Origin of the sequence: Achromobacter sp. 2789STDY5608615, from assembly GCF_001298995.1 — a bacterium.
Taxonomy (GTDB): Bacteria; Pseudomonadota; Gammaproteobacteria; order Burkholderiales; family Burkholderiaceae_B; genus Achromobacter; species Achromobacter insuavis.
Window position 1 is genome coordinate 37,979 of sequence record NZ_CYTY01000037.1, and the last position, 21,757, is coordinate 59,735.

Genomic DNA, 21,757 nt, shown 5'->3' on the forward strand with positions numbered 1-21,757 from the left:
AGATGGCCCGTCCACGGCCCGGCCGTGGACGGGCGCGCGCGCAGATCCTCACATCGTAGTGAGAATGGTTATAATTCAGACCCTTGCCGATAAGGCGGCCGCCGCGGGGGCGGTTCCGGACCGGCATTCATAACAGGAAGATCGACAATGAAATTCGCAAGGACTTTGGCAGCCATTGCGCTGCTGGGCAGCGCCGGCGCGGCGCAGGCGCACTTCGTCTGGCTCGAGCGGGCCGACCAGGGCCCGGCAAAGGCGTACTTCGGCGAATGGGCGGACGACCTGCGTGAAAAGCGCGACGGCCTCCTGGGCAAGGTCCTGGTGGCGCCGGTGGTGACCGGCGCCGACGGCAAGGCGCTCAAGGCGTCGGCCGAGGGCGCGGATTTCGTCGAGTTCGCCGCCGCCGGCAAGGGCGACGTGCGCCTGTCGCAGCCGATCCAGTTCAAGGACACGCTGATGCAGTACGGCGCCAAGGCCGGCCGCGAAGACACCCAGGGCAAGCTCGACCTGGAACTGGTGCCGGCCGCCGCGGGCAGCAATACCTTCGTGCTGCAGTTCAAGGGCAAGCCGCTCGCCAAGACCGAAGTCACCGTGTTCGGCCCGCCGAAGTGGGAAAAGCGTTTCCACAGCGACGAGAACGGCCGCATCGAGATCACCACGCCGTGGCCGGGCCAGTACGTGCTGGAAGCCGCCCACGTCGAGGACAAGGCCGGCGAGGCCGACGGCAAGGCCTACGCCAAGATCCGCTACGTTTCCACCCTGACCTTCAACGTGACCAAGTGAAAGCTCCCGCAGCCGGCGCAGGCATGATGCGCTACCGTCTTGCCGTGGCCTCGCGGGCCCTGGCCGCCATCCTCGGCGGCTACGGCCTGGCCTCGGCGGCCGCGGCCTGCCTGGCCGTCTGGCTGCCCATGCAGCGCGCCGATGCCGTGGTCACGGCGCAGATGTCGGCCTTCGTGGTCTACACCTGTGGCGTCATCTGGGTGTTCGCCACCCGCAACGCCTGGCGCGCCTGGGCTGGCATCCTGCTGCCGGCGGCGCTGTTCGGCGGCCTGTTCCTGATCGGCCGCATGGTGGGGGGCGCATGAAACCCGCTAACGGAAAAGCGCAAGGCGAAGAGGGCCTGCGCCAATCCATGTCGTGGCTGCACACCTGGTCGGGGTTGATCTTCGGCTGGGTGCTGTTCGCGATGTTCCTGACCGGCACGCTGTCGTTCTTCCGGCCCGAGATCACCCGCTGGATGCAGCCCGAGATCCAGGTGCAGGCCGCGCCCACGCTCGAGTCCGTGGCCATGGCGCAGCGCTACCTGACCGAGCACGCGCCTGACGCCAAGCGCTGGTTCATCACGCCGCCGACCGACCGCGAACCGGTGATCCAGCTGCTGTACCAGGTGCCCAAGCCCAAGCCGGGCGAGCGCGGCTTCGTGCGCGCCAAGCTCGACCCGCGGACCGGCCAGGCCGTCGAAGGGCGCGAGACGCGCGGCGGCGACTTCTTCTACCGCTTCCATTTCGAACTCGAGACCGCGTTCCCGTGGGGGCGCTGGCTCGCCAGCATCGCCGGCATGTTCATGCTGGTGGCCATCATCAGCGGCATCATCACGCACAAGAAGATCTTCGCCGACTTCTTCACCTTCCGTCCGAAAAAGGGCGGGCAGCGGGCCTGGATGGACGGCCACAACGCGCTGTCGGTGCTGGGCTTGCCGTTCCACCTGATGATCACCTTCAGCGGCCTGGTGCTGTTCATGGCCATGCTGATGCCGGCCGGCATCATGGCGGTCTATGAAAACCCGCGCCAGTATTCGGATGACGTGTTCGCGGCGTTCAAGGTCACGCCGCCGCGCAACGAACCCGCGCCTCTCGTTGCCCTGGCGCCGCTGGTGGACCAGGTGCAGCAGCGCTGGCATGGCCGCGTGGGCCGCGTCACGGTCAACAACCCCGGCGATGCCGGCGCCACCGTCACCGTGACGCGCGATGCGGCCGATGGCGTGTCCTATGGCCGGCTCGCGCCGTATGCGCGCTTCGATGGCGTCACCGGCGCGTTCCAGGAAGGGCAGGACGAACTGAGCCCGACCGTGCGCACCGCCGGCGTGGTGGTCGGCCTGCACCTGGGCCTGTTCGCCGAGCCGCTGCTGCGCTGGTTCTATTTCCTGGTCAGCCTGGCGGGCACCGGCATGGTCGGTTCCGGCCTGGTGCTGTGGATCGCCAAGCGCCGCCAGAAAGCGCGCCCCGGCGCCCGCGAGGCCTTCTCGTTGCGCCTGGTGGACGGCCTGAACGCCGGCACCATCGCCGGCCTGTTCATCGCGGTCGCCGCGTTCTTCTGGACCAACCGCCTGGTGCCGGCCGACCTGCCGGGCCGCCAGTTGTGGGAAGTGCGCGCGTTCTTCGCCGCCTGGGGCCTGTCGCTGGTGTATGCGTTCCTGTTCCAGAAGCGCAAGTGGGTGGACCTGCTGACGCTGGCCGCCGCTTCGCTGGCGCTGGTGCCGGTGGTCAATGCCCTGACCACCTCGCGCCACCTCGGCGTGTCGTTGCCGGCGGGCGACTGGGTCATGGCGGGATTCGACCTGACCTGCCTGGCCGGCGCGCTGCTGCTGGGCTGGATGGCGCGCAAGGCCGCCCGCGCGCGCAAGGCGCCGGCCAAGGGCGCGGCCAAGGCGCCTGCCCGGGCCGCCGCGCCTGCCGCGACGTCCAGGCCCGCCACGGCCGCCGCGCCTGCCGCGCCCGTCCAGGCTCGCACCCGCCCCGCCGCCACGTCCGAACTGACGCCCTCGCATTCCCCTTCCGAAGCCGCCTATGAACCGAGGTGATACGCCATGACGCTCGCCGCCTTCTGCCTTGCCTGCGCGGGATTCTCCGCCCTGTGCCTGGGCATGGATCGTCACTACGAGGATCTGTTCGACCGCGCCTTGCCGCGCCGCCACCGCGTGCCGCTGCGCACCTTCGGCTGGCTGGCGCTGGCATTGTCGCTGTGCGCCTCGGCCGCGGTCTGGGGCTGGAGCTACGGCACCGTTGAATGGATCGGCATCCTCAGCATCGCCGGCCTGCTGCTGATCTGGTTCCTGACCTTCCGCCCGCGCGCGGCGCTGACCGCCGGCGGGCTGTGCGCGCTGGCCGCGCCGCTGCTGGCCGTCCTGTAGCCGCGGCGTTGCCCTGACGCCCCGTGGGCGTCGAACCCGGCCGGGAAGGGCCGCCGCCGCGCCCGGGCGATCCCATGCCATCCAGGCGCCGCGCGCGGCACGTTACACTGGGTGTTTCACCAAGCAAACGCCCGCATCGTCCATGAACACCCGCGTCCTCACTGGCATCACCACCTCCGGAACCCCCCACCTCGGCAACTACGCTGGCGCGATCCGCCCGGCGGTCCAGGCGAGCACGCAACCGGGCGTCGACGCGTTTTTCTTCCTGGCCGACTACCACGCGCTGATCAAGTGCGACGATCCGGCCCGCGTGGCCCGCTCGCGGCTTGAAATCGCCGCCACCTGGCTGGCGGTCGGGCTCGATCCCGAGCGCGTGACCTTCTACCGTCAATCCGACATCCCCGAGATCCCCGAACTGAGCTGGCTGCTGACCTGCGTCACGGCCAAGGGCCTGATGAACCGCGCGCACGCGTACAAGGCCTCGGTCGACCAGAACGTGGCCAAGGGCGTGGATCCCGATGATGGCGTGACCATGGGCCTGTTCTCGTATCCGGTGCTGATGGCCGCGGACATCGTTATGTTCAACGCCAACAAGGTGCCGGTGGGCCGCGACCAGATCCAGCACCTGGAAATGGCGCGCGACATCGCCCAGCGCTTCAACCACCTGTACGGCCGTGAATACTTCACGCTGCCCGAGGTCGCCATCGAAGAAGACGTGGCCACCTTGCCGGGCCTGGACGGCCGCAAGATGTCCAAGAGCTACAACAACACCATCCCGCTGTTCGAGGGCGGCGCCAAGGCGCTGCGCGCCTCGATCATGCGCATCGTCACCGACTCGCGCGAACCGGGCGAACCCAAGGACGCCGAAGGCTCGCACCTGTACACTATCTACCGTGCCTTCGCCACGCACGAACAGGCCGCGGCCTTCCGCAAGCAGCTCGAGGAAGGCCTGGGCTGGGGCGAAGCCAAGCAGGCGCTCTACGATCACCTGGAGAACCTGCTGGCGCCGATGCGCGAGCGCTACTTCGACCTGATGGCCAACCCCGGCCGCATCGAGGACGTGCTGCAGGCCGGCGCCGTCAAGGCGCGCAAGCTGGCGGTGCCGATGATGCGCGAGCTGCGCGAGGCCGTCGGCCTGCGCAACCTGAACGCGCAGGCGCCGGGCAAGGACGCGCCGGCCAAGAAGGAAAAGGGCAAGGGCGCGCGTTTCGTCAGCTTCCGCGACGAGGATGGCGGCTTCCGCTTCCGTTTCCTGGCCGCCGATGGCGAGGAACTGCTGCTGTCGCAGCGCTTTGCCGATCCCAAGGAAGCCGGCGCGCTGATGCGCCGCCTGCAGGCGGAATCGCCCGAGACCCTGCTGCAAGCCACGGCCGAGGGCCTGGCGGCGGTGCTGGACGGCGCCACCGTGGCGACGGCGCCCGCCGGCGCCCAGGGCGACGTCCAGGCGCAACTGGCGAAGGCGCGCGACGCGCTGCGCTCGATGGCGCAGGAATAACGCCGCGCGGGCGCAGGACAAGGGCGGCGCCATCGCGCCGCCCTTGTCGTTTGTATCCGCAAGGAAAGGCCGCCGTGCCGCGCGCCGGGCGCCGTGCCTAGCGGCCGTTGGCGGAAACGATGCGGCCGTCGCGCACCTGGAATCGTTGCGCGCTGCCCTGGCCGGCGATTTCCAGCATGTCGCCTTCCGAATAACCCGTCACGGTGGGACAGTCGAGCCATTCCGGGTTGATGAACGGGAAGTACTTGAGCGTGCCGCTGCCCTGGCTGACGAAATCGAACGTGGTGTTGGCCACGACTTCCGGATCCCATTGGCTGGCGTCGAAGGTCAGCGCACAGCCGGCGCCGATGCGGTAGATGATGCTGGCACCCATGCTGGCGAAACCCAGCGCGCCGACGTGCAGCTGCGCGCCATTGCACAGCTCGATGACGCGGCTGCCCAGGCGTTCCAGGGTGATGTGCTTGAAGGTGACTTCGGCGCCGTCCACGGTCAGGTGGGCATATTGGCCAAGGGTGACTTCGTTGTAGGCGCCGCTCAGGCTGGCTTCTTTCTCGGTGATGATTGCCGTTTCGTTGGCGGCAAGCGTAATCGTGTTGCGCATGGCGGGACGGATCTCCGGTCTCTCAGGTATGGCGCTGTTTTTCTTGTGCTTCGACCCGATAGACGCTTGCGCCGCAGCTCGCCTGATCATGGGTTTGCTTCCGCCGGGTGAGCCCGATTCGCCGGCTTATTATTATTTGGACACAATTCGATATTTTCCCTTATTTTTGTTGCGCCCGGCTTGAGGCAACGCAAGGAAGGGGAAGCTTTGAGGGAAAGTCCTTAGTTGAATGACAACCGGCGCCTGAGCGCCGGTTGGGGGACTTCCGGATGCCGCCTGGCCGGCTCCCGCGGGAGCCGGCCAGGGGAGGGGGATCAACGCTTGAGCTTGGCGAACGCGTCGGCCATGGCGCTGTTCATCGCGCCGCTGCCGCCGCCGGCGTTGCCGCGGCCACTGTCGCCTTGCGGGCGGCGGCCGCCACGATCGCCGCCCTTGGGGGCGTCGGCGCCGCGCCGGGCCGGCACGGCGGCGTCGTTCATGCGCATGGTCAGGGCCACGCGCTTGCGCGCCACGTCCACTTCCAGCACCTTCACGCTGACCGTCTGGCCCACGCGCACCACGTCGCGCGGATCCTTCACGAACTTCTCGGCCAGCGCCGAGATGTGGACCAGGCCGTCCTGGTGCACGCCGATGTCGACGAACGCGCCGAAGTTGGCGACGTTGGTCACGACGCCTTCGAGCACCATGCCGGGATACAGGTCATTGAGGGTCTCGACGCCTTCCTTGAACTGCGCGGTCTTGAACTCGGGACGCGGATCGCGGCCGGGTTTTTCCAGTTCGGCGAAGATGTCGCGCACCGTCGGCAGGCCGAAACGCTCGTCCGTGAAATCAGACGGCGACACCCCCTTGAGCGCGTCGCGCTGGCCGATGATCTGCTTCACCTCGGCCTTGATCTTGGCCACGATGCGCTCGACCACCGGATAGGCTTCCGGGTGCACCGACGAGGCGTCCAGCGGATTGTCGCCGTTGGGGATGCGCAGGAAGCCGGCGGCCTGTTCGAAGGCCTTGTCGCCGAAGCGCGGCACCTTGCGCAGCAGTTCGCGGGTGGGGAAGGCGCCGTTCTCGTCGCGCCAGGCCACGATGTTCTTGGCCAGCAGCGAGTTCAGGCCCGACACGCGCGCCAGCAGCGCGGCGGAGGCGGTGTTGACGTCGACCCCCACGGCGTTCACGCAATCCTCGACCACGGCGTCTAGCGAACGCGCCAGCTCGCGCTGATTGACGTCGTGCTGATACTGGCCGACGCCGATGGCCTTGGGATCGATCTTGACCAGTTCGGCCAGCGGATCCTGCAGGCGGCGCGCGATCGACACGGCGCCACGCAGCGTCACGTCGAGGTCGGGGAATTCGAGCGCGGCGGTTTCCGATGCCGAGTACACCGAGGCGCCGGCCTCGGATACGACCACGCGCGTCACCTTCAGGTCGGGAAAACGCTCCTGCATGTCGCCCACCAGCTTCTCGCTTTCGCGCGAGGCGGTGCCGTTGCCGATGGCGATCAGGTCGACCTTGTGGCGCGCGACCAGCGCGGCCAGCGTATTGATGGTGCCGTCGCGGTCACGGCGCGGCTCGAACGGGTAGACGGTGGAGGTATCGACGACCTTGCCGGTGCGGTCGATCACGGCCACCTTGCAGCCCGTGCGGATGCCGGGGTCCAGGCCCAGCACGGCCTTGGGGCCGGCCGGCGCGGCCAGCAGCAGGTCCTTCAGGTTGGCGGCGAACACGCGGATGGCTTCGGCCTCGGCGGTCTCGCGCAGGCGGCCGACCAGTTCGCTTTCGAACGCCGTCACCAGCTTGACGCGCCAGGTCCAGCGGCACACTTCGCCCAGCCAGCGCGCGCGCGGCGAGGCGTCCAGCGCGAACAGGCCGTTGCCGAGCTTGAGGAAGCCGGCGATGCGCGCCACGCAGGGGTGCGGCAGCTGCGCTTCGAGCTCGGTTTCCAGACCCAGGCGGATTTCCAGCACGCCTTGCTGGCGGCCGCGCAGCAGCGCCAGGATGCGGTGCGAAGGCAGCGTGCGCAGCGGCTCGTTGAAGTCGAACCAGTCGCGGAAGTTGGCGCCTTCGGTTTCCTTGCCCTCGACCATCTTGGAATACAGGTAGCCGGTGGACCAGAGATGCTCGCGCATGTCGGCCAGCAGGTCCGCGTTTTCGGCGTAGCGCTCGGCCAGGATGTCGCGGGCGCCGTCCAGCGCCGCCTTGGCGTCGTTGATCGAGGCTTCGGGATTCAGGTATTGCGCGGCCAGCGCGGCCGGATCGCAGGCCGGGTCGGCCAGGATGGCGTCTGCCAGCGGCTCCAGGCCGGCCTCGCGGGCGATCTGGGCGCGCGTGCGGCGCTTGGGCTTGTACGGCGCGTACAAGTCTTCCAGGCGCTGCTTGGTGTCGGCGCTGGCGATTTCCTGCTGCAGTTCGGACGTCAGCTTGCCTTGCTGCGAGATCGATTCGAGGATCGCGCCGCGGCGCTCTTCGAGCTCGCGCAGGTAGCCCAGGCGCACTTCCAGGTTGCGCAGGACGGTGTCGTCCAGGCCGCCGGTGGTTTCCTTGCGGTAGCGCGCGATGAAGGGCACGGTGGCGCCATCGTCCAGCAGTTCGACCGCGGAGGCGATCTGGGAGGCGCGTGCGCCGAGCTCGGTGGCGAGCTGGGCAACGATACGGGCATTGTCGACGCCGGCGGCGACGTTCGTGATAACGGAAGTTTCAGACATCTCGATACGACGGCAAAAAAGGAAAAACAAGGGGCGGATTGTGCCATAAGCCGTTGTTACAGAACGTGCCAGGCGGGACACATCCGTCCCCACGGGATGCGGCGTTTGCGACGCGATCGGCGGAAAAGAGCGGCGCCAGCGGGTATCATTTGGTCCTTTCCCACCCTATTCAGGGCCAGGCGTCCCGACCGTCGATCCGCGCGGTCGACCGCGATGCCTGGCTGTTTCAATGCTGGACCTGGACATCTCCGAATTCTTCGCCGAGGACGGCCCGCTCGCGTCGGCCATGCCCGGCTACAAGCCGCGCCCGTCCCAGGTGGAACTGGCGCAGGCCATAGGCGAGGCCATCCAGGACCGCGCCACGCTGGTGGCCGAGGCCGGCACCGGCATCGGCAAGACCTGGGCCTACCTTGTACCCGCCTTCATCCAGGGCGGCAAGGTGCTGATTTCCACTGGCACGCGCACCCTGCAGGACCAACTGTTCACCCGCGACCTGCCGCGCGTGCGCGCCGCGCTGGCCGCGCCGGTCACCGCCGCGCTGCTCAAGGGCCGCGGCAACTATGTCTGCCATTACCACCTGGAACGGCTGCAGGGCGACGAACGCGCGCTGAAGTCGCGCACCGAAATCCAGCAGTTGCGCCAGATCCAGGTGTTCGCAGGCATTTCCAAGACCGGCGACCGCGGCGACCTGGCGCAAGTGCCCGAAGACGCCGATATCTGGCAGCGCGTCACCTCGACCCGCGAGAACTGCCTGGGCCAGGAGTGCCCGCGCATCCGCGACTGCTTCGTGGTGAAGGCCCGCCGTCAGGCCCAGGAGGCCGACGTGGTGGTGGTCAACCACGCCCTGTTCATGGCCGACCTGGTGCTGCGCGAAGAGGGCGTCACCGACCTGCTGCCCGAAGCCGACACCGTTATCTTCGACGAAGCGCACCAGTTGCCCGACACGGCCACCCGCTTTCTCGGCAGCAGCGTGTCGACCCACCAACTGCTGGACTTCGGCCGCGCGCTCGAGGCCGCCGGCCTGGCCTATGCGCGCGAAGCCACCAAATGGAGCGACGTCGCGCGCCACCTGGAAACGGCCACGCGCGAATTGCGCCTGGTCTGTGCGCCGCTCGAGCGGCTGCCGGGGCGCAAGGCCACGTTCGAGGCCATTCCCAATGCCGACGAGTTCGATGCCGCGCTGGCGGTGTTGCGCGAGGCGGTGGACATCGCCACCAACGCGCTGGGCTCGGTCGCCGAACGCCATCCCGACCTGGTGGCCGCCGCCCGCAGCGGCGCCGAGATCGCCGTGCGCCTCAAGCGCTGGGCCACGCCGGGCCGCGACGGCGCCGGCTTCGACGACGAAGGCTGGGGCCGCGACGACCAGGCGCCCGCGCCGGCGCCGCAATCGGCGTTGGGCGATGGCCTGTCCACGCCCGCCGCGATTCTCGAAGGCGCAGCCGCGGCGGTGGAATGGACCGGCCCGGCGGTGCGCTGGGTCGAGCATGGCCAGCATCACGTGCGGCTGCATTCCGCGCCGCTGTCTGTGGCGCAGGCGTTCTCCAAATACCGCAAGCCGGGCCAGGCCTGGATCATGACCTCGGCCACGCTGTCGGTGAACGGCGAGTTCACCCATTTCACCGGCCAGCTGGGGCTGGATCGCGCCCGCACCGGCAAGTGGGAATCACCCTTCGACTACCCTGAGCAGGCGTTGCTGTTCGTGCCGCGCGGCATGCCCGAGCCGCAATCGCCGCAGTTCCTGGACCGCTTCGTGCAGACGCTGCTGCCGCTGCTGGAAGCCAGCCCGGGCGGCACGCTGGTGTTGTGCACCACGCTGCGCGCCGTGGACAAGGTCGCCAACCTGCTGGCCGACGCTTTCGACGACGCCGGCCACGACTGGCCGCTGCTCAAGCAGGGCGAGGGCACGCGCCGCGACCTGCTGGACCGCTTCTGCAAGCTGACGCACCCGGTGCTGGTGGGCAGCGCCAGTTTCTGGGAGGGCATCGACCTGCCCGGCGACGTGCTGACGCTGGTGGCGATCGACAAGCTGCCGTTCGCGCCGCCGGACGATCCGGTGATCGAGGCGCGGCTGCGGGCCTGTCGCGCCCACGGCGGCAATCCGTTCTCGGAATACCAGCTGCCCGAGGCCGCGATCTCGCTCAAGCAGGGCGCCGGCCGCCTGATCCGCACGGAATCGGACTGGGGCGTGCTGATGGTGGGCGATGCCCGCCTGGTCGAAAAGCCCTACGGCAAGCGCCTCTGGCGTGGCCTGCCGCCGTTCGCGCGGACGCGCGAACTGGAAGAGGTGCTGGCCTTCTACCGCCGCAAGCAGGAATAGGGCGGCGGGCAGCACGTCCTCAAAAATAGGACGCCAGGACGACAGAGCAAAAAAAAGCCCCTCGAGAGATCGAGGGGCTTTTCCCATGCGGGCGGTGTTCAGTTGAACGGATTCCACCAGCTCTTGTCGGCCTTCAGGCCCTTGTCCTTGAACGAGCTGTTGGGGAAGTTCTTGTCGAACACGCGTTGCGAGTCGTTCTTCAGCTCGGTCATGCCGAGCTTGTCGTAGGACTGCACCATCAGGTAGAGCGCCTCTTCGGTGGCGGGGGCGCCCTCGAAGTCGGTGATGACGGTCTGCGCGCGGTTGGCGGCGGCGATGTAGGCGCCGCGCTCGTAGTAGTAGCGGGCCACGTGCACTTCGTTCATGGCGATGGTGTTGACCAGCCAGGCGACGCGCTTGATGGCATCCGGGGTGTACTTGCTGTCCGGGTAGCGCTTGATCAGGTCGTTGAACGCGTCATAGGACGCGCGCAGGCCCTTGGGGTCGCGCTCGGCCGGATCCTGGCCGGTGATGTTGCTCATGAACGCGCTGGCCGGCGTGAAATTGATCAGGCCCTTCAGGTACAGCGCGTAGTCGGTGCCGGGATGGTTGGGGTAGAGCTGCTGGAAGCGGTCGATCGCGGCCAGCGCCTGTTCGTTTTCGCCGTCCTTCCAGTTGACGTAGGCCAGTTCCAGCAGGGCCTGCTGGGCGTAGACGCCGAAGGGATAGCGGCTCTCGATGGCGGTCAGGCGCTCGCGCGCTTCTTTCCAGCCACCCGAGGAGATTTCGGCCTTGGCGTCGGCGTAGAGCTGTTCGGCGCTCCAGTTGGTGGTCTTGTCGTACTTGCTGTTGGTCGAACCGCAACCGGCGATCGCGATGACGGCAAATAGCGCGATAACCACGCGCAAAACCGACCCGCTTCGGGAGGCGGGGTTCAAGGGAGCTGCGGAGTGGTGAATCACGAGAATCGTATCCTTGGTGTTAGCATGGCAGGCTGATTATATGATTTGTCTCCATGTCTGATACAGCCATCAGCGCAGATCTCGTTTCCGACGATGAACTCCTGAGCCTTCCCGGCGAAAACCCGCGCGGCGAACCGCAATTTGTAACGGTGCCCGCGGGCACTCGCGCCGACCGGCTGGACAAGGTGCTGGCCGGTCTGTTGACGGATCATTCCCGCAGCCGGCTGCAAGGTTGGATCGAGGCCGGCAACGTCCACGTCAACGGCGCGCCCGGCAAGATCCGCCAGACGGTGGGGCCGGGCGACGAACTCACGGTCTGGGCCCAACCGGCGCCCGAAACCCTGGCTTTCGCCCCCGAACCGATCGATTTCCCCGTGGTCGACGAAAGCGCCGACTGGATCGTGGTGAACAAGCCCGCCGGCCTGGTGGTGCATCCCGGCGCCGGCAACTGGAGCGGCACGCTGCTCAACGGCCTGCTGCATCGCTACCCCGAACTGGCGCAGGTGGCCCGCGCCGGCATCGTTCACCGGCTGGACAAGGACACCTCCGGACTGATGGTGGTGGCGCGCAATGAAATCGCGCAGACCCACCTGGTGCGCCAGTTGCAGGCGCGCAGCATGGGGCGTGAATACGTCGCCCTGGCGCATGGCTGGCTGGCCGCCGCCGGCAAGGTCGACCGCCCGATCGGCCGCGATCCGCGCGTGCCGGTGCGCATGAGCGTCGAGCGGCCGGTGGCGCCCAAACCCGCCATCACCCACTACGCCCCCGCGCGCCGCGGCCAGGTCGATCCCGGCGGCCGCGTCACCGAGGTTGTCTGCCGCCTGGAAACCGGCCGCACCCACCAGATCCGGGTGCATCTGGCCAGCCTCGGCCATCCGCTGCTGGCCGACACGATCTACGGCGGCAAGAACATCGCGGGCGCGCAGCGGCAGATGCTGCACGCCCGCGCCCTGCATTTCGACGATCCGGGCGGGCGCGGCGAGGTCCAGTTCGCCGCCCCGATGCCGGCCGACATGACCCTGGTTCAGGAAGCGATCGCATGGAACGCGTGATGGAAGGCTTGCCCGTGGTGACCGGCCCCGCCTGGGCCGGCGTCAACTATTTCTGCACCACCCGCGCCGGCGGCGTGGGCGTGGCGCCGCATGACACCCTCAACCTGGGCCGCCGCGCTGGCGACGATCCCGACACCGTGGCCGAGAACCGCCGCCGCCTGCGCGCGGCGCTGCCGGCCGAGCCGTTGTGGCTGCGCCAGGTGCACGGCAGCGATGTGATCGACGCCGACGCCGCCGACCTGCCCGACGAGCCGGCGCTGGACGCCAGCGTCACCGCCCAGCCGGGCCGCGTGCTGGCCGTGATGGTGGCGGACTGCCTGCCGGTGGTCATCGCCGATGCCGATGGCCGCGTCCTGGGCGCGGCCCATGCCGGCTGGCGCGGCCTGTCCGGCGGCGTGCTGGAAAACACCCTGGCCGCCATGCGCGCCAAGGCGCCGGGCGCAACCGCCTGGCGCGCCTGGGTCGGCCCCGGCATCGGGCCGGACGCCTTCGAGGTCGGCCGCGACGTGCTGGACGCCTTCATGGCGTACGATCCCGCCGCCGAGCGCTATTTCCGGCCGCGTCCCGGCGTGCCGGGCAAATGGCTGGCCGACCTGGCCGGCCTGGCCGAATTCCGCCTGCGCCGGGCCGGCGTGCAGGACGTCACCCTGAGCGGCCTGTGCACCGTGGCGGACGCCGGGCGCTTCTTTTCCTACCGCCGCGACAGCGAGACCGGCAGGATGGCTTTGCTGGCCTGGCTCGATCCGGACTGATCCAGCGCAAAGCGGCCGCACGCGCGGGCGGCTAGCCTTGCTGGCCTCATTGAATACCCGCATTGACAGCGCTGAACCCGACATGCAACATCAATCGGGAAGTCTCGATAACAAGGTGTCGAAGTGAATGCCAATCTCTCCGCCTCAGGGCCCCTTCCGGTGAGCGTGGCTCCGGACGTCCTGGCCGATATCCAGGCTGAATTCTCGCGCGAATGGCAGCGGCTGTGCGACGACGCCCGTCGCGGCGCGCTGACCCCGCTGGCCGACCGGCGCTTCGCCGGCGAGGCCTGGGCCGCCAATGGCCAGCACCTGCTGATGGCCCATACCTACCTGCTGTCGGCCCGCGCCATGTCGCGCATGGTCGACGCCGCCCAGGTCAGCGAACCGATGCGCGACCGGCTGCGGTTCTCGATCATGCAGTGGGTCGACGCGTTGTCGCCGTCGAACTTCCTGGCCCTCAATCCCGATGCCCAGCAATCCATCGTCGAAAGCGCCGGCCGCGCCCTGAACGAGGGCCTGGCCAATCTGCTGGGCGACGTCAAGAAAGGCCGCATCACCCAGACCGACGAGGCCCAGTTCGAGATCGGCCGCAACGTCGCGGTGACGCCCGGCGAGGTGGTGTTCGAGAATCCGCTGTTCCAGCTGATCCAGTACGCGCCGACCACGGCCACGGTGCACGAGGTGCCGCTGGTGATCGTGCCGCCGAACATCAACAAGTTCTATATCCTCGATCTCCAGCCCGACAACTCGTTCGTGCGCCACGCGGTCGAGCAGGGCTTCACCGTTTTCCTGATCTCCTGGCGCAATCCGCTGGCCAGCGACACCGACGGTGTCGACCGCGCCACCTGGTCCGACTATCTCGATGACGCGGTGCTGCAGGCGCTGCGCGTGGCCAGCGACATCACGCGCCAGCCGCAGGTCAATGCCCTCGGTTTCTGCGTCGGCGGCACCATGCTGGCCTCGGCGCTGGCGCTGGCCGAGGCGCGCGGCGAACATCCGGTCGCGGCGCTGACGCTGCTGACCTCGCTGCTCGATTTCCACGACACCGGCATCCTGAGCGTCTTCGTCGACGAGGCCCACGCCTTGCTGCGCGACCATCAACTGGGCGCCGGCGGGCTGATGCCGGGGCGCGACCTGGCCACCACCTTCTCGTTCCTGCGGCCCAACGAACTGGTCTGGAACTACGTCGTCGGCAACTACCTCAAGGGCCAGAAGCCGCCGGCTTTCGACCTGTTGTTCTGGAACGGCGACAGCACCAACCTGCCGGGCCCGTTCTTTTCCTGGTACTTCCGCAACACGTATCTCGAGAACAATCTCAAGGTGCCGGGTCGCGCCCAGGCCGCCGGCCTGCCGCTGGACCTGACGCGCCTGTCGATGCCGGCGTATATTTTCGGTTCGCGCGAAGATCACATCGTGCCGTGGGTCTCGGCCTACGCCTCGACCCAGGTGTTGCGCGGTCCGCAGCGTTTCGTGCTGGGCGCGTCGGGCCATATCGCGGGGGTGGTCAATCCGCCGGCCAAGAAGCGCCGCAGCTACTGGGTGGCCGAAGGCGCCGGCGCCGAGGGCCGGCCGCTGCCGGGCGATCCCAACGCCTGGCTGGCGCAGGCGCAGGAAAAGCCGGGCAGCTGGTGGCCCGACTGGGCCAGCTGGCTGGCCGGGCATTCCGGCAAGCAGGTCAAGGCTCGTGCAAAATCAGGTAACGCCAGATACCGGCCGATCGAGCCGGCGCCTGGCAGGTATGTGAAGGTCAGGGCCGCCTGAAGCCGCGCTTGCGGTGGGCCCCAGGCCAATAAGAAGTAGAAGTCAATCAACGAGGCGTCCGTCGCACACAGGAGGAAGTCCAATGAGCGGAAAACTGGCTTACGTTACAGGCGGGATGGGCGGGATCGGCACCTCTATTTGCCAACGCTTGGCCAAAGAGGGCTTTCGCGTCGTGGCAGGCTGCGGCCCGAGCCGCAATTACCAGCAATGGCTGGATGAGCAGGCGGCGCAGGGATATACCTTCCATGCTTCCGTCGGCAATGTGTCCGACTGGGATTCCACCGTCGCCGCTTTCGAGCGGATCACGGCGGAACTCGGCCAGGTCGATGTGCTGGTCAACAACGCGGGCATCACCCGCGACGGCCTGTTCCGGAAGATGACCGCCGACGATTGGCGCGCGGTCATCGACACCAACCTGAACAGCCTCTTCAACGTGACCAAGCAGGTCATCGACGGCATGGTCGAGCGCCAGTGGGGGCGCATCATCAACATCAGCTCGGTGAACGGCCAGAAGGGCCAGTTCGGCCAGACCAACTACTCCACGGCCAAGGCCGGCATCCATGGTTTCACCATGGCGCTGGCCCAGGAAGTCGCGAGCAAGGGCGTCACCGTCAACACCATCTCGCCCGGCTACATCGGGACCGACATGGTGCGCGCCATCCGGCCCGACGTGCTCGAGAAGATCGTCGCCACCATCCCGGTGCGCCGCCTCGGCACGCCCGAGGAAATCGCGTCGATGACGGCATGGTTGGCTTCCGACGAGTCCGGCTTTTCCACCGGCGCGGACTTCTCGCTCAACGGCGGCCTGCACATGGGCTGACCCATCGCGGGTCGCCCGCGGGGCGGCCTTTCCAGGCCGCGGCGCTTCGGGGAGAAGGCGCCGCGGCATTACACTTCACCCTATTCGAAGTCTTAGAGATCGCCCGATCCGGGGACAACCATGACGCAAGCACAAACCGGCGCCAGCCTGCGCCTGATTAAAAAATACCCCAACCGTCGCCTATACGACACCCGGACCAGCACCTACATCACCTTGGCGGATGTCAAGCAACTGGTCCTGGCCAACGAAGAATTCCAGGTCGTCGACGCCAAGAGCGCCGAGGACCTCACGCGCAGCATCCTGCTGCAGATCATCCTCGAAGAGGAAAGCGGCGGCATGCCCATGTTCTCCTCGAACATGCTGTCGCAGATCATCCGTTTCTACGGCCACGCGATGCAGGGCATCATGGGCTCCTACCTGGAAAAGAACATCCAGGCCTTCATGGAAATCCAGCAACGCATGGCCGAGCAGTCCAAGGGCCTGTACGGCAGCCAGTTCGGCCCCGAGGCCTGGACCCAGTTCATGAACGTGCAGACGCCGATGCTGCAGAACATGATGAACAACTACATCGACCAGAGCAAAAACCTGTTCGTGCAAATGCAGGACCAGATGCAAGACCAGACCCGTGCCATGTTCTCGAACTTCCCGTTCACGCCAGGCGGTTCGCAGGGCGGCGGCCGCAAGCCGTAGCGGATCCTCCGGACCGCGGCCTGGCCGCGGACCTGAAAACCGGCCAGCCGGCGGCGCAATTTTGCTCCGCCGGCTTTCTTTTGGCTTGACCGGATGCAAGCATCCTCTTGTTTCGGACTATTCCGATTCAGGGATATGTCAGATTTTTTCGTTACATTAATGCAAACGGTTCTTGTTTATGTTTTGAACACCGTCGTTTCAATCGAGCTTTGAGGATGACCCACATGATGAAGAAAGCCTTGGCGCTGGCCATTGTCGCTTTGAGCGTGTCCGCCGCCCAAGCGGCCGAATACCCCATCGGCAAGCCCGTGGAAAAAGGCGGCATGGAAATCGGCGCGGTCTACCTGCAACCGATCGAAATGGACCCCCCGGGCATGATGCGTCCCGCCAAGGATTCCGACGTCCACCTGGAAGCCGACATCCACGCCACCGCCGGCAACCCCACCGGTTTCCCGGAAGGCGAATGGATGCCCTACCTGGTCGTGAACTACGAAATCCAGAAGGTCGGCAGCCAGAACGTGCAGAAGGGCGAGCTCATGCCCATGGTGGCCAACGACGGCCCGCACTACGGCGAGAACATCAAGCTCGAAGGCCCGGGCAAGTACAAGCTCAAGTACACCATCCTGCCGCCGACGGCCAACAAGATGAACCACTTCGGTCGCCACATCGACAAGGAAACCGGGGTGGGTGATTGGTTCAAGCCGATCGAACTCGAATATGACTTCGTCTACGCCGGCACCGGCAAGAAGGGCGGTTACTGATCGTGCGTCGCCTGTCTCGCGTCATCACCGCGCTGCTGATCAGCCTGGCTGGCCTGGCCGGCATGGCGCCCGCGCAGGCGGACGAACTGCCTACCTTCACGTTGACGTTCAAGCCCAACGGCACCTTTGAACCGGCCACGCTGGAAGTCCCGGCCGGCCGCTTCAAGATCGAACTGATCAACGAAAGCAACGAGCCGGTCGAATTCGAAAGCATTCCGCTGCGCAAGGAAAAGGTGCTCGGCCCCGGCGTCAAGTCGTTCGTGGTCATCACCATCTCGCGCCCCGGCGAGTATCCGTTCTTCGATGATTTTCACCAGGCGGTCAAAGGCACCCTGATCGTCAAGCCCAAGGAATAGGCGGCCGCATTACATGGAACAGGTTCTTTTCATCGTCTGGCGCGAAAGCGTCGAAGCCATGCTGGTGGTGGGCATTCTGTACACCTGGCTGCGCGCGACGCCGGAAGGCAAGCGCGGACTGAAGTATCTGTGGGGTGGCGTGGGCGCGGGCCTGGCGTTGGCAATCGCGCTGGCGCTGGTGCTGCTGGGCGTGTCGTCGTGGCTCAGCGACGAAGGCCAGGAATGGTTCCAGGCGATCATGTCGCTGGCGGCGTGCGTGCTGGTGGTGCAGATGGTCGTGTGGATGAAGAAGCACGGCCGCACCCTCAAGGGCGAGCTCGAAAGCGGCGCCCGTTCCTCGGTGGCCAACGATAACTGGTGGGGCCTGTTCGTCCTGGTGGCGATCGCGGTGGCCCGCGAAGGCGGCGAAACCGTGGTGTTCCTGTACGGCACCGTCGCGGCGGGCGAGGGCGGCAGCGACATGCTGATGCTGGCGCTGGCCGGCGTGGCCGGTTTCCTGGTGGCGCTGCTGACCTTCTGGCTGCTGCAGCTGGGCGGCAAGCTCATCACCTGGCGCCGCTTTTTCCGCGTGACCGAAATCCTGTTGCTGCTGCTGGCCGGTTCGTTGCTGGTGGGCGGCCTGGATCACCTGATTTCGCTGGACGTGCTGCCGACCATCATCGACCCGGTCTGGGACAGCTCGTGGCTGTTGAGCGACAGCACCGGCGTTGGCAAGATTCTGGCTGATTTCGCGGGCTATCGCGCCTTGCCTGCCCTGATCTCGGTATTGTTGTGGGTTGCGTACTGGATCGTGGTCTGGGCGTTGCTGCGCTGGGTCGGCGGCAAGCCCGCGCCGGTCGCGGCCACCCGCGCCGCTTCCTGACCGCCGATTCCGACCCATTCATCGGACTGAATTAATGAAGGTTTGACCATGGCAGCTGCACTCGGGAGGGCAACCTCCCGTATCGCCGACTTTCTCCGAGACCATGCCCCTCTGTTGCGCAAGCTGCAGTGGGGCATTGTTGCGATATACGCTTTCCTCCTGATCGTGCCGGCCATCATGCCGTTGCCGGACAATTCGGCATCGGTTTTCAACAACCTGACCATCGTGGCCCAGTTCGCCTTCTGGGGCGTGTGGTGGCCGTTCGTGCTGATCTCCATGCCGATCCTGGGGCGGGCCTGGTGCGGCTGGTTCTGTCCGGAGGGCATGCTCACCGAATGGGCCAGCGAACGCGGCCAGGGGCATGCCATTCCGAAGTGGATGCGCTGGGGCGGCTGGCCGTTCGTGGCCTTCGCGCTCACCACCATCTACGGCCAGCTGGTCAGTGTCTACCAGTACCCGCTGGCGGTGCTGGCGGTGCTGGGCGGTTCGACCGTGGCGGCGATGATCGTCGGTTGGCGCTATGGCCGCAGCAAGCGGGTCTGGTGCAAGTACCTCTGTCCGGTCAACGGCGTCTTCAACCTGCTGGCCAAGCTGGCGCCGTGGCACTTCAAGGTCAACGAAGAAAAGTGGCGCCATCCGGTCATCCGGATCGAACCCATCAACTGTGCGCCGCTGGTGCCCTTGCGTCACATGAAGGGTGCCGGCGACTGTCACGTGTGCGGCCGCTGCAGCGGTTATCGCGGCGCCATCGAACTGACGCCGCGTTCGCCCGAGGAAGAAGTCGTCAGCGTCACCGATGGCGAACCCTGGCAGACCGTGCTGCTGTGCTTCGGCCTGATGGGTATCGCCATGGGCGCGTTCCTCTGGAGCGCCAGCCCCTGGTATGTGACGGCCAAGCAGTGGGCCGCGACCTGGCTGGTCGAGCACGACATCATGTGGCCGCTGATGGACAACGCGCCGTGGTTCATCCTGACGCACTATCCGGAAGTGAACGACAGCTTTTCCTGGCTCGATGGCGCCGGCATCATGATGTTCGTGGTGGGCGCCACGATCTGCATCGGCGGCGCCAGCTTCCTGTCGCTGTGGATCGCCGACCGGCTGGCGCCGGCGGCGCCGGTGGACGGGCAACCCGCGGGCGGCTGGTTCCGCCCGGGATTGCACAAGCTGGCGCAGGGCCTGATCCCGTCGGCCGGCATCGGCGTGTTCCTGGGATTGTCGGCCACCACCATCAACCTGCTCAAGCACGAAGGCGTGCGCGCGGCCTGGGCGGCGCCGGTGCGCTTCACGCTGCTGACGCTGGCCGTGCTGTGGACCCTGCGCCTGTTCGCGCGGTTGCTCAACCAGCGCCCGGTAAGCCTGGCGCGCAAGAGCGCGGCGTGGCTGGTGCTGGCCGCCGGCCTGGCGCCGTTCTGCTGGGCCTGGGTGCTGTTCTTCGCCATCTGGTAAAGACCGAGCAATCACCGGAAAACCTGCCCGTTCCGCACGGCAAATGCCGCCTGCCATTTTCCGCAGGCGGCCGTTGACGCTTGAATTTGTACGACCATTTAACAATTACGTAGGCCCGTAAGTTGTTGATACTCTGGCTCCGCGAAATCAAGGAGCAGGGATGCGGTGCGGTCGTCGCGGTGGGCTGTTATGCGTTGTGGGGCTGGGGTGTCTGGCTCTTGCCGCCGTCGTTTCACCAGTTTTCGCCGACTCCGCGCTCAAGGCTTCTTCGCAACAAGCGATATCCATTGATGCCCGCGAGCAGTTGCGTCAGCAGGAGCGTGAGCGCGCTCTGCAACTGCAAAATACCCCGCAGGTCGACGAGCATCTTCTCCCTCCCGCGGGATCCCCTTCCGATTACCCTGCCGATGAAAGCCCCTGCTTCGTCATCGATTCCCTACGGCTGACCGGCGACTCCGCCGCCGGTTTTCAATGGGCGCTCGATGCCGCCGCGGGTGCGACAGGCCGTTGCCTGGGCGGGCGAGGCATTGTCACGGCCGTCAACCAGATACAGAACGCCATCCTGGCCGAAGGCTACGTCACGACTCGGGTCGTGGCCCAGGAACAGGACCTTACCCGCGGCGTCCTGGTGTTGACGCTGCTGCCTGGCCGCATTGGCGATATCCGATTCGATGAGCCGGTTTCATGGCGCGGCCGCTTGTGGAATGCCATCCCGGCGTCATCCGGAGCCCTGCTCAATCTGCGTGATATCGAGCAGGGCCTGGAAAACTTCAAGCGCGTGCCCAGCGCGGACGCCGATATCCGGATCACGCCCGGGCAGCGCGGTGGCTCCAGCGATCTGCTGGTGAGCTGGCAGGAACGCCGCCCTGTCCGGTTGAGTATCGGCCTGGATGACAGCGGGTCGGACAGCACCGGCCGGTATCTCGGTTCCGCCACGTTGGCCGTGGATGCGCCCTTTGCGCACAACGATCTGTTCTATGCCAACGTCGGCAGGAACGTATTTCAGCAAGGACCGTTCGGCAATCGCTCGAATGCCTTGAACTACGTTTTCCCGGCGGGCTACTGGACCGTCTCCGCGACCTACAACAACTACGTCTATCACCAGAACATTCCCAATGCCAACGAGGTGCTCCGCTACAGCGGCAAGAGCGCGAGCTTGCAGGTCTCGGTCTCGCGGCTGATACATCGCAACCAGTCGCACAAGACGACGGTCAATCTGCGCGTCTATCGCAAGTACGCCACCAACGCGGTGAACGAGATCGACATCGAGCAGCAACGGCGGCGCACGGCTGGCTGGGAGTTCGGCGTCAGCCAGCGCAATTATCTCGGTGGCGCCACGCTCGACGCAAACATCGCTTGGCGGCATGGCATCGGCGCGTTCGGCGCCATCGCGGCCCCCGAGGAAGCGTCTGGCAGTGGCAGCGCGCGCGGCGGCGCGCTGTCTGGCGAAGTCTCGTTCGACCAGCCCTTTGTGTTGGGAGCGCAGCGCTGGCGCTATCTCGCGACCGTTCGAGGCCAATGGAGCCCGGACGCACTGACACCACAAGATCGCATGGCCATTGCCGGGCGCTATACGGTGCGTGGCTTTGACGGCGAGCAGATGCTGTCCGGCGAACACGGACTGCTCTGGCGCAATGAGCTGGCCTGGAATGCTCTTTCACAGACGGACGCGCTGTATGTGGCGGCGGACTACGGTTGGGTCGGTGGCCAGGGGGCGCGGTACCTGGTCGGGCGCTGGCTGGCCGGAGGCGCCCTGGGAGTACGCGGTGCGCTCTGGAAAAGACTTGGCTATGACGCGTTCGCTGGCGTGCCGCTCCGTAAACCGCATGATTTTCAAACCTCGGGGCTGACGGTCGGATTCAGCGTCAATCTGGAAATCTGATTTCAAAGACGTGATCCATGAAACACCGCCTCCTCATTTCCGTCCATGTCTTCGATGCGTTGCGGATGGCGCTTGGCCCGATAGGCCGCCGCATGAGCGGAACACGCCTTTGGATCAACATATGGCGCGCCATCCGGCTGGCGGGGTTGGCCACGCTCGTCGGACCCGTGGTCGCGGGAGGGATTGTTGTCGACG

At 66.7% G+C, this 21,757-nt stretch carries 19 protein-coding genes; 16 read left to right on the forward strand and 3 right to left on the reverse strand.

Features of this window, described 5'->3' with window-relative positions:
• Positions 1-147 precede the first annotated feature (147 nt).
• The 5 genes from AOZ49_RS25005 (at position 148) to AOZ49_RS25025 (ending at position 4,625) form a co-directional block, all read left to right on the forward strand.
• Positions 148-780, forward strand: a complete 633-nt coding sequence (locus AOZ49_RS25005) for a DUF4198 domain-containing protein (protein WP_054429518.1) — start codon at positions 148-150, stop codon at positions 778-780.
• A gap of 23 nt (positions 781-803) precedes the next feature.
• The gene (locus AOZ49_RS25010) at positions 804-1,085 is read left to right on the forward strand and encodes a DUF3649 domain-containing protein (RefSeq protein ID WP_006389389.1); all 282 of its coding nucleotides are present in this window, start codon (positions 804-806) and stop codon (positions 1,083-1,085) included.
• Positions 1,082-2,800 (forward strand): PepSY-associated TM helix domain-containing protein, encoded by a 1,719-nt coding sequence (locus AOZ49_RS25015; RefSeq protein WP_082380581.1) that lies wholly within the window; start codon positions 1,082-1,084, stop codon positions 2,798-2,800. Before AOZ49_RS25010 ends, AOZ49_RS25015 begins: the two co-directional genes overlap by 4 nt.
• Before the next feature lie 6 nt (positions 2,801-2,806).
• Positions 2,807-3,130: a DUF3325 domain-containing protein gene (locus AOZ49_RS25020; protein ID WP_054478399.1), complete on the forward strand. Its 324-nt coding sequence runs from the start codon at positions 2,807-2,809 to the stop codon at positions 3,128-3,130.
• A gap of 142 nt (positions 3,131-3,272) precedes the next feature.
• Positions 3,273-4,625: a tryptophan--tRNA ligase gene (locus AOZ49_RS25025; protein WP_054478401.1), complete on the forward strand. Its 1,353-nt coding sequence runs from the start codon at positions 3,273-3,275 to the stop codon at positions 4,623-4,625.
• A 97-nt stretch (positions 4,626-4,722) separates the two neighbouring features.
• Here the strand turns inward: AOZ49_RS25025 and AOZ49_RS25030 are convergent, their stop codons facing one another.
• Positions 4,723-5,226, reverse strand: coding sequence for a hypothetical protein (locus AOZ49_RS25030; RefSeq protein WP_054429515.1), 504 nt, complete (start codon positions 5,224-5,226; stop codon positions 4,723-4,725).
• Between the two features lie 314 nt (positions 5,227-5,540).
• Positions 5,541-7,922 carry an RNA-binding transcriptional accessory protein Tex gene (gene tex / locus AOZ49_RS25035; protein ID WP_054478402.1) on the reverse strand — a complete coding sequence of 794 codons (2,382 nt, stop codon included), beginning with the start codon at positions 7,920-7,922 and terminating at the stop codon, positions 5,541-5,543.
• A gap of 229 nt (positions 7,923-8,151) precedes the next feature.
• Between tex and AOZ49_RS25040 the strand changes: the two genes are divergently transcribed.
• Complete coding sequence (locus tag AOZ49_RS25040; RefSeq protein ID WP_054429513.1) at positions 8,152-10,239, forward strand: ATP-dependent DNA helicase; 2,088 nt, start codon at positions 8,152-8,154, stop codon at positions 10,237-10,239.
• A gap of 98 nt (positions 10,240-10,337) precedes the next feature.
• Here the strand turns inward: AOZ49_RS25040 and AOZ49_RS25045 are convergent, their stop codons facing one another.
• Positions 10,338-11,126, reverse strand: coding sequence for an outer membrane protein assembly factor BamD (locus AOZ49_RS25045; RefSeq protein ID WP_006393582.1), 789 nt, complete (start codon positions 11,124-11,126; stop codon positions 10,338-10,340).
• 107 nt (positions 11,127-11,233) lie between these two features.
• Here AOZ49_RS25045 and AOZ49_RS25050 point away from each other — a divergent pair, with 107 nt between their 5' ends.
• From AOZ49_RS25050 to AOZ49_RS25095, 10 genes are all read left to right on the forward strand, one after another.
• On the forward strand, positions 11,234-12,232 hold the full coding sequence (locus AOZ49_RS25050; protein WP_054429512.1) for an RluA family pseudouridine synthase: 999 nt from the start codon (positions 11,234-11,236) through the stop codon (positions 12,230-12,232).
• A complete protein-coding gene (pgeF, locus tag AOZ49_RS25055; RefSeq protein WP_054478404.1) occupies positions 12,220-12,984 on the forward strand; it encodes a peptidoglycan editing factor PgeF in 765 nt (254 codons plus the stop codon). The genes AOZ49_RS25050 and pgeF overlap by 13 nt, the downstream gene beginning before the upstream one ends.
• Positions 12,985-13,107: 123 nt before the next feature.
• A complete protein-coding gene (gene phaC, locus AOZ49_RS25060) occupies positions 13,108-14,745 on the forward strand; it encodes a class I poly(R)-hydroxyalkanoic acid synthase (RefSeq protein ID WP_054429510.1) in 1,638 nt (545 codons plus the stop codon).
• A gap of 82 nt (positions 14,746-14,827) precedes the next feature.
• Complete coding sequence (locus AOZ49_RS25065) at positions 14,828-15,565, forward strand: 3-ketoacyl-ACP reductase (protein WP_006393586.1); 738 nt, start codon at positions 14,828-14,830, stop codon at positions 15,563-15,565.
• Positions 15,566-15,685: 120 nt separating this feature from the next.
• Positions 15,686-16,255 carry a polyhydroxyalkanoate synthesis repressor PhaR gene (phaR, locus tag AOZ49_RS25070; protein WP_006393587.1) on the forward strand — a complete coding sequence of 190 codons (570 nt, stop codon included), beginning with the start codon at positions 15,686-15,688 and terminating at the stop codon, positions 16,253-16,255.
• 224 nt (positions 16,256-16,479) lie between these two features.
• A complete protein-coding gene (locus AOZ49_RS25075) occupies positions 16,480-17,016 on the forward strand; it encodes an iron transporter (RefSeq protein ID WP_006393588.1) in 537 nt (178 codons plus the stop codon).
• Positions 17,017-17,018: 2 nt separating this feature from the next.
• Positions 17,019-17,372 (forward strand): cupredoxin domain-containing protein, encoded by a 354-nt coding sequence (locus AOZ49_RS25080; RefSeq protein WP_054429509.1) that lies wholly within the window; start codon positions 17,019-17,021, stop codon positions 17,370-17,372.
• Between the two features lie 13 nt (positions 17,373-17,385).
• Positions 17,386-18,234 (forward strand): FTR1 family iron permease, encoded by an 849-nt coding sequence (locus tag AOZ49_RS25085; RefSeq protein ID WP_054478406.1) that lies wholly within the window; start codon positions 17,386-17,388, stop codon positions 18,232-18,234.
• A 48-nt stretch (positions 18,235-18,282) separates the two neighbouring features.
• Positions 18,283-19,680, forward strand: a complete 1,398-nt coding sequence (locus AOZ49_RS25090) for a 4Fe-4S binding protein (protein ID WP_054429696.1) — start codon at positions 18,283-18,285, stop codon at positions 19,678-19,680.
• Between the two features lie 160 nt (positions 19,681-19,840).
• Positions 19,841-21,562 (forward strand): ShlB/FhaC/HecB family hemolysin secretion/activation protein, encoded by a 1,722-nt coding sequence (locus AOZ49_RS25095; RefSeq protein ID WP_082380582.1) that lies wholly within the window; start codon positions 19,841-19,843, stop codon positions 21,560-21,562.
• Positions 21,563-21,757: the final 195 nt, after the last annotated feature.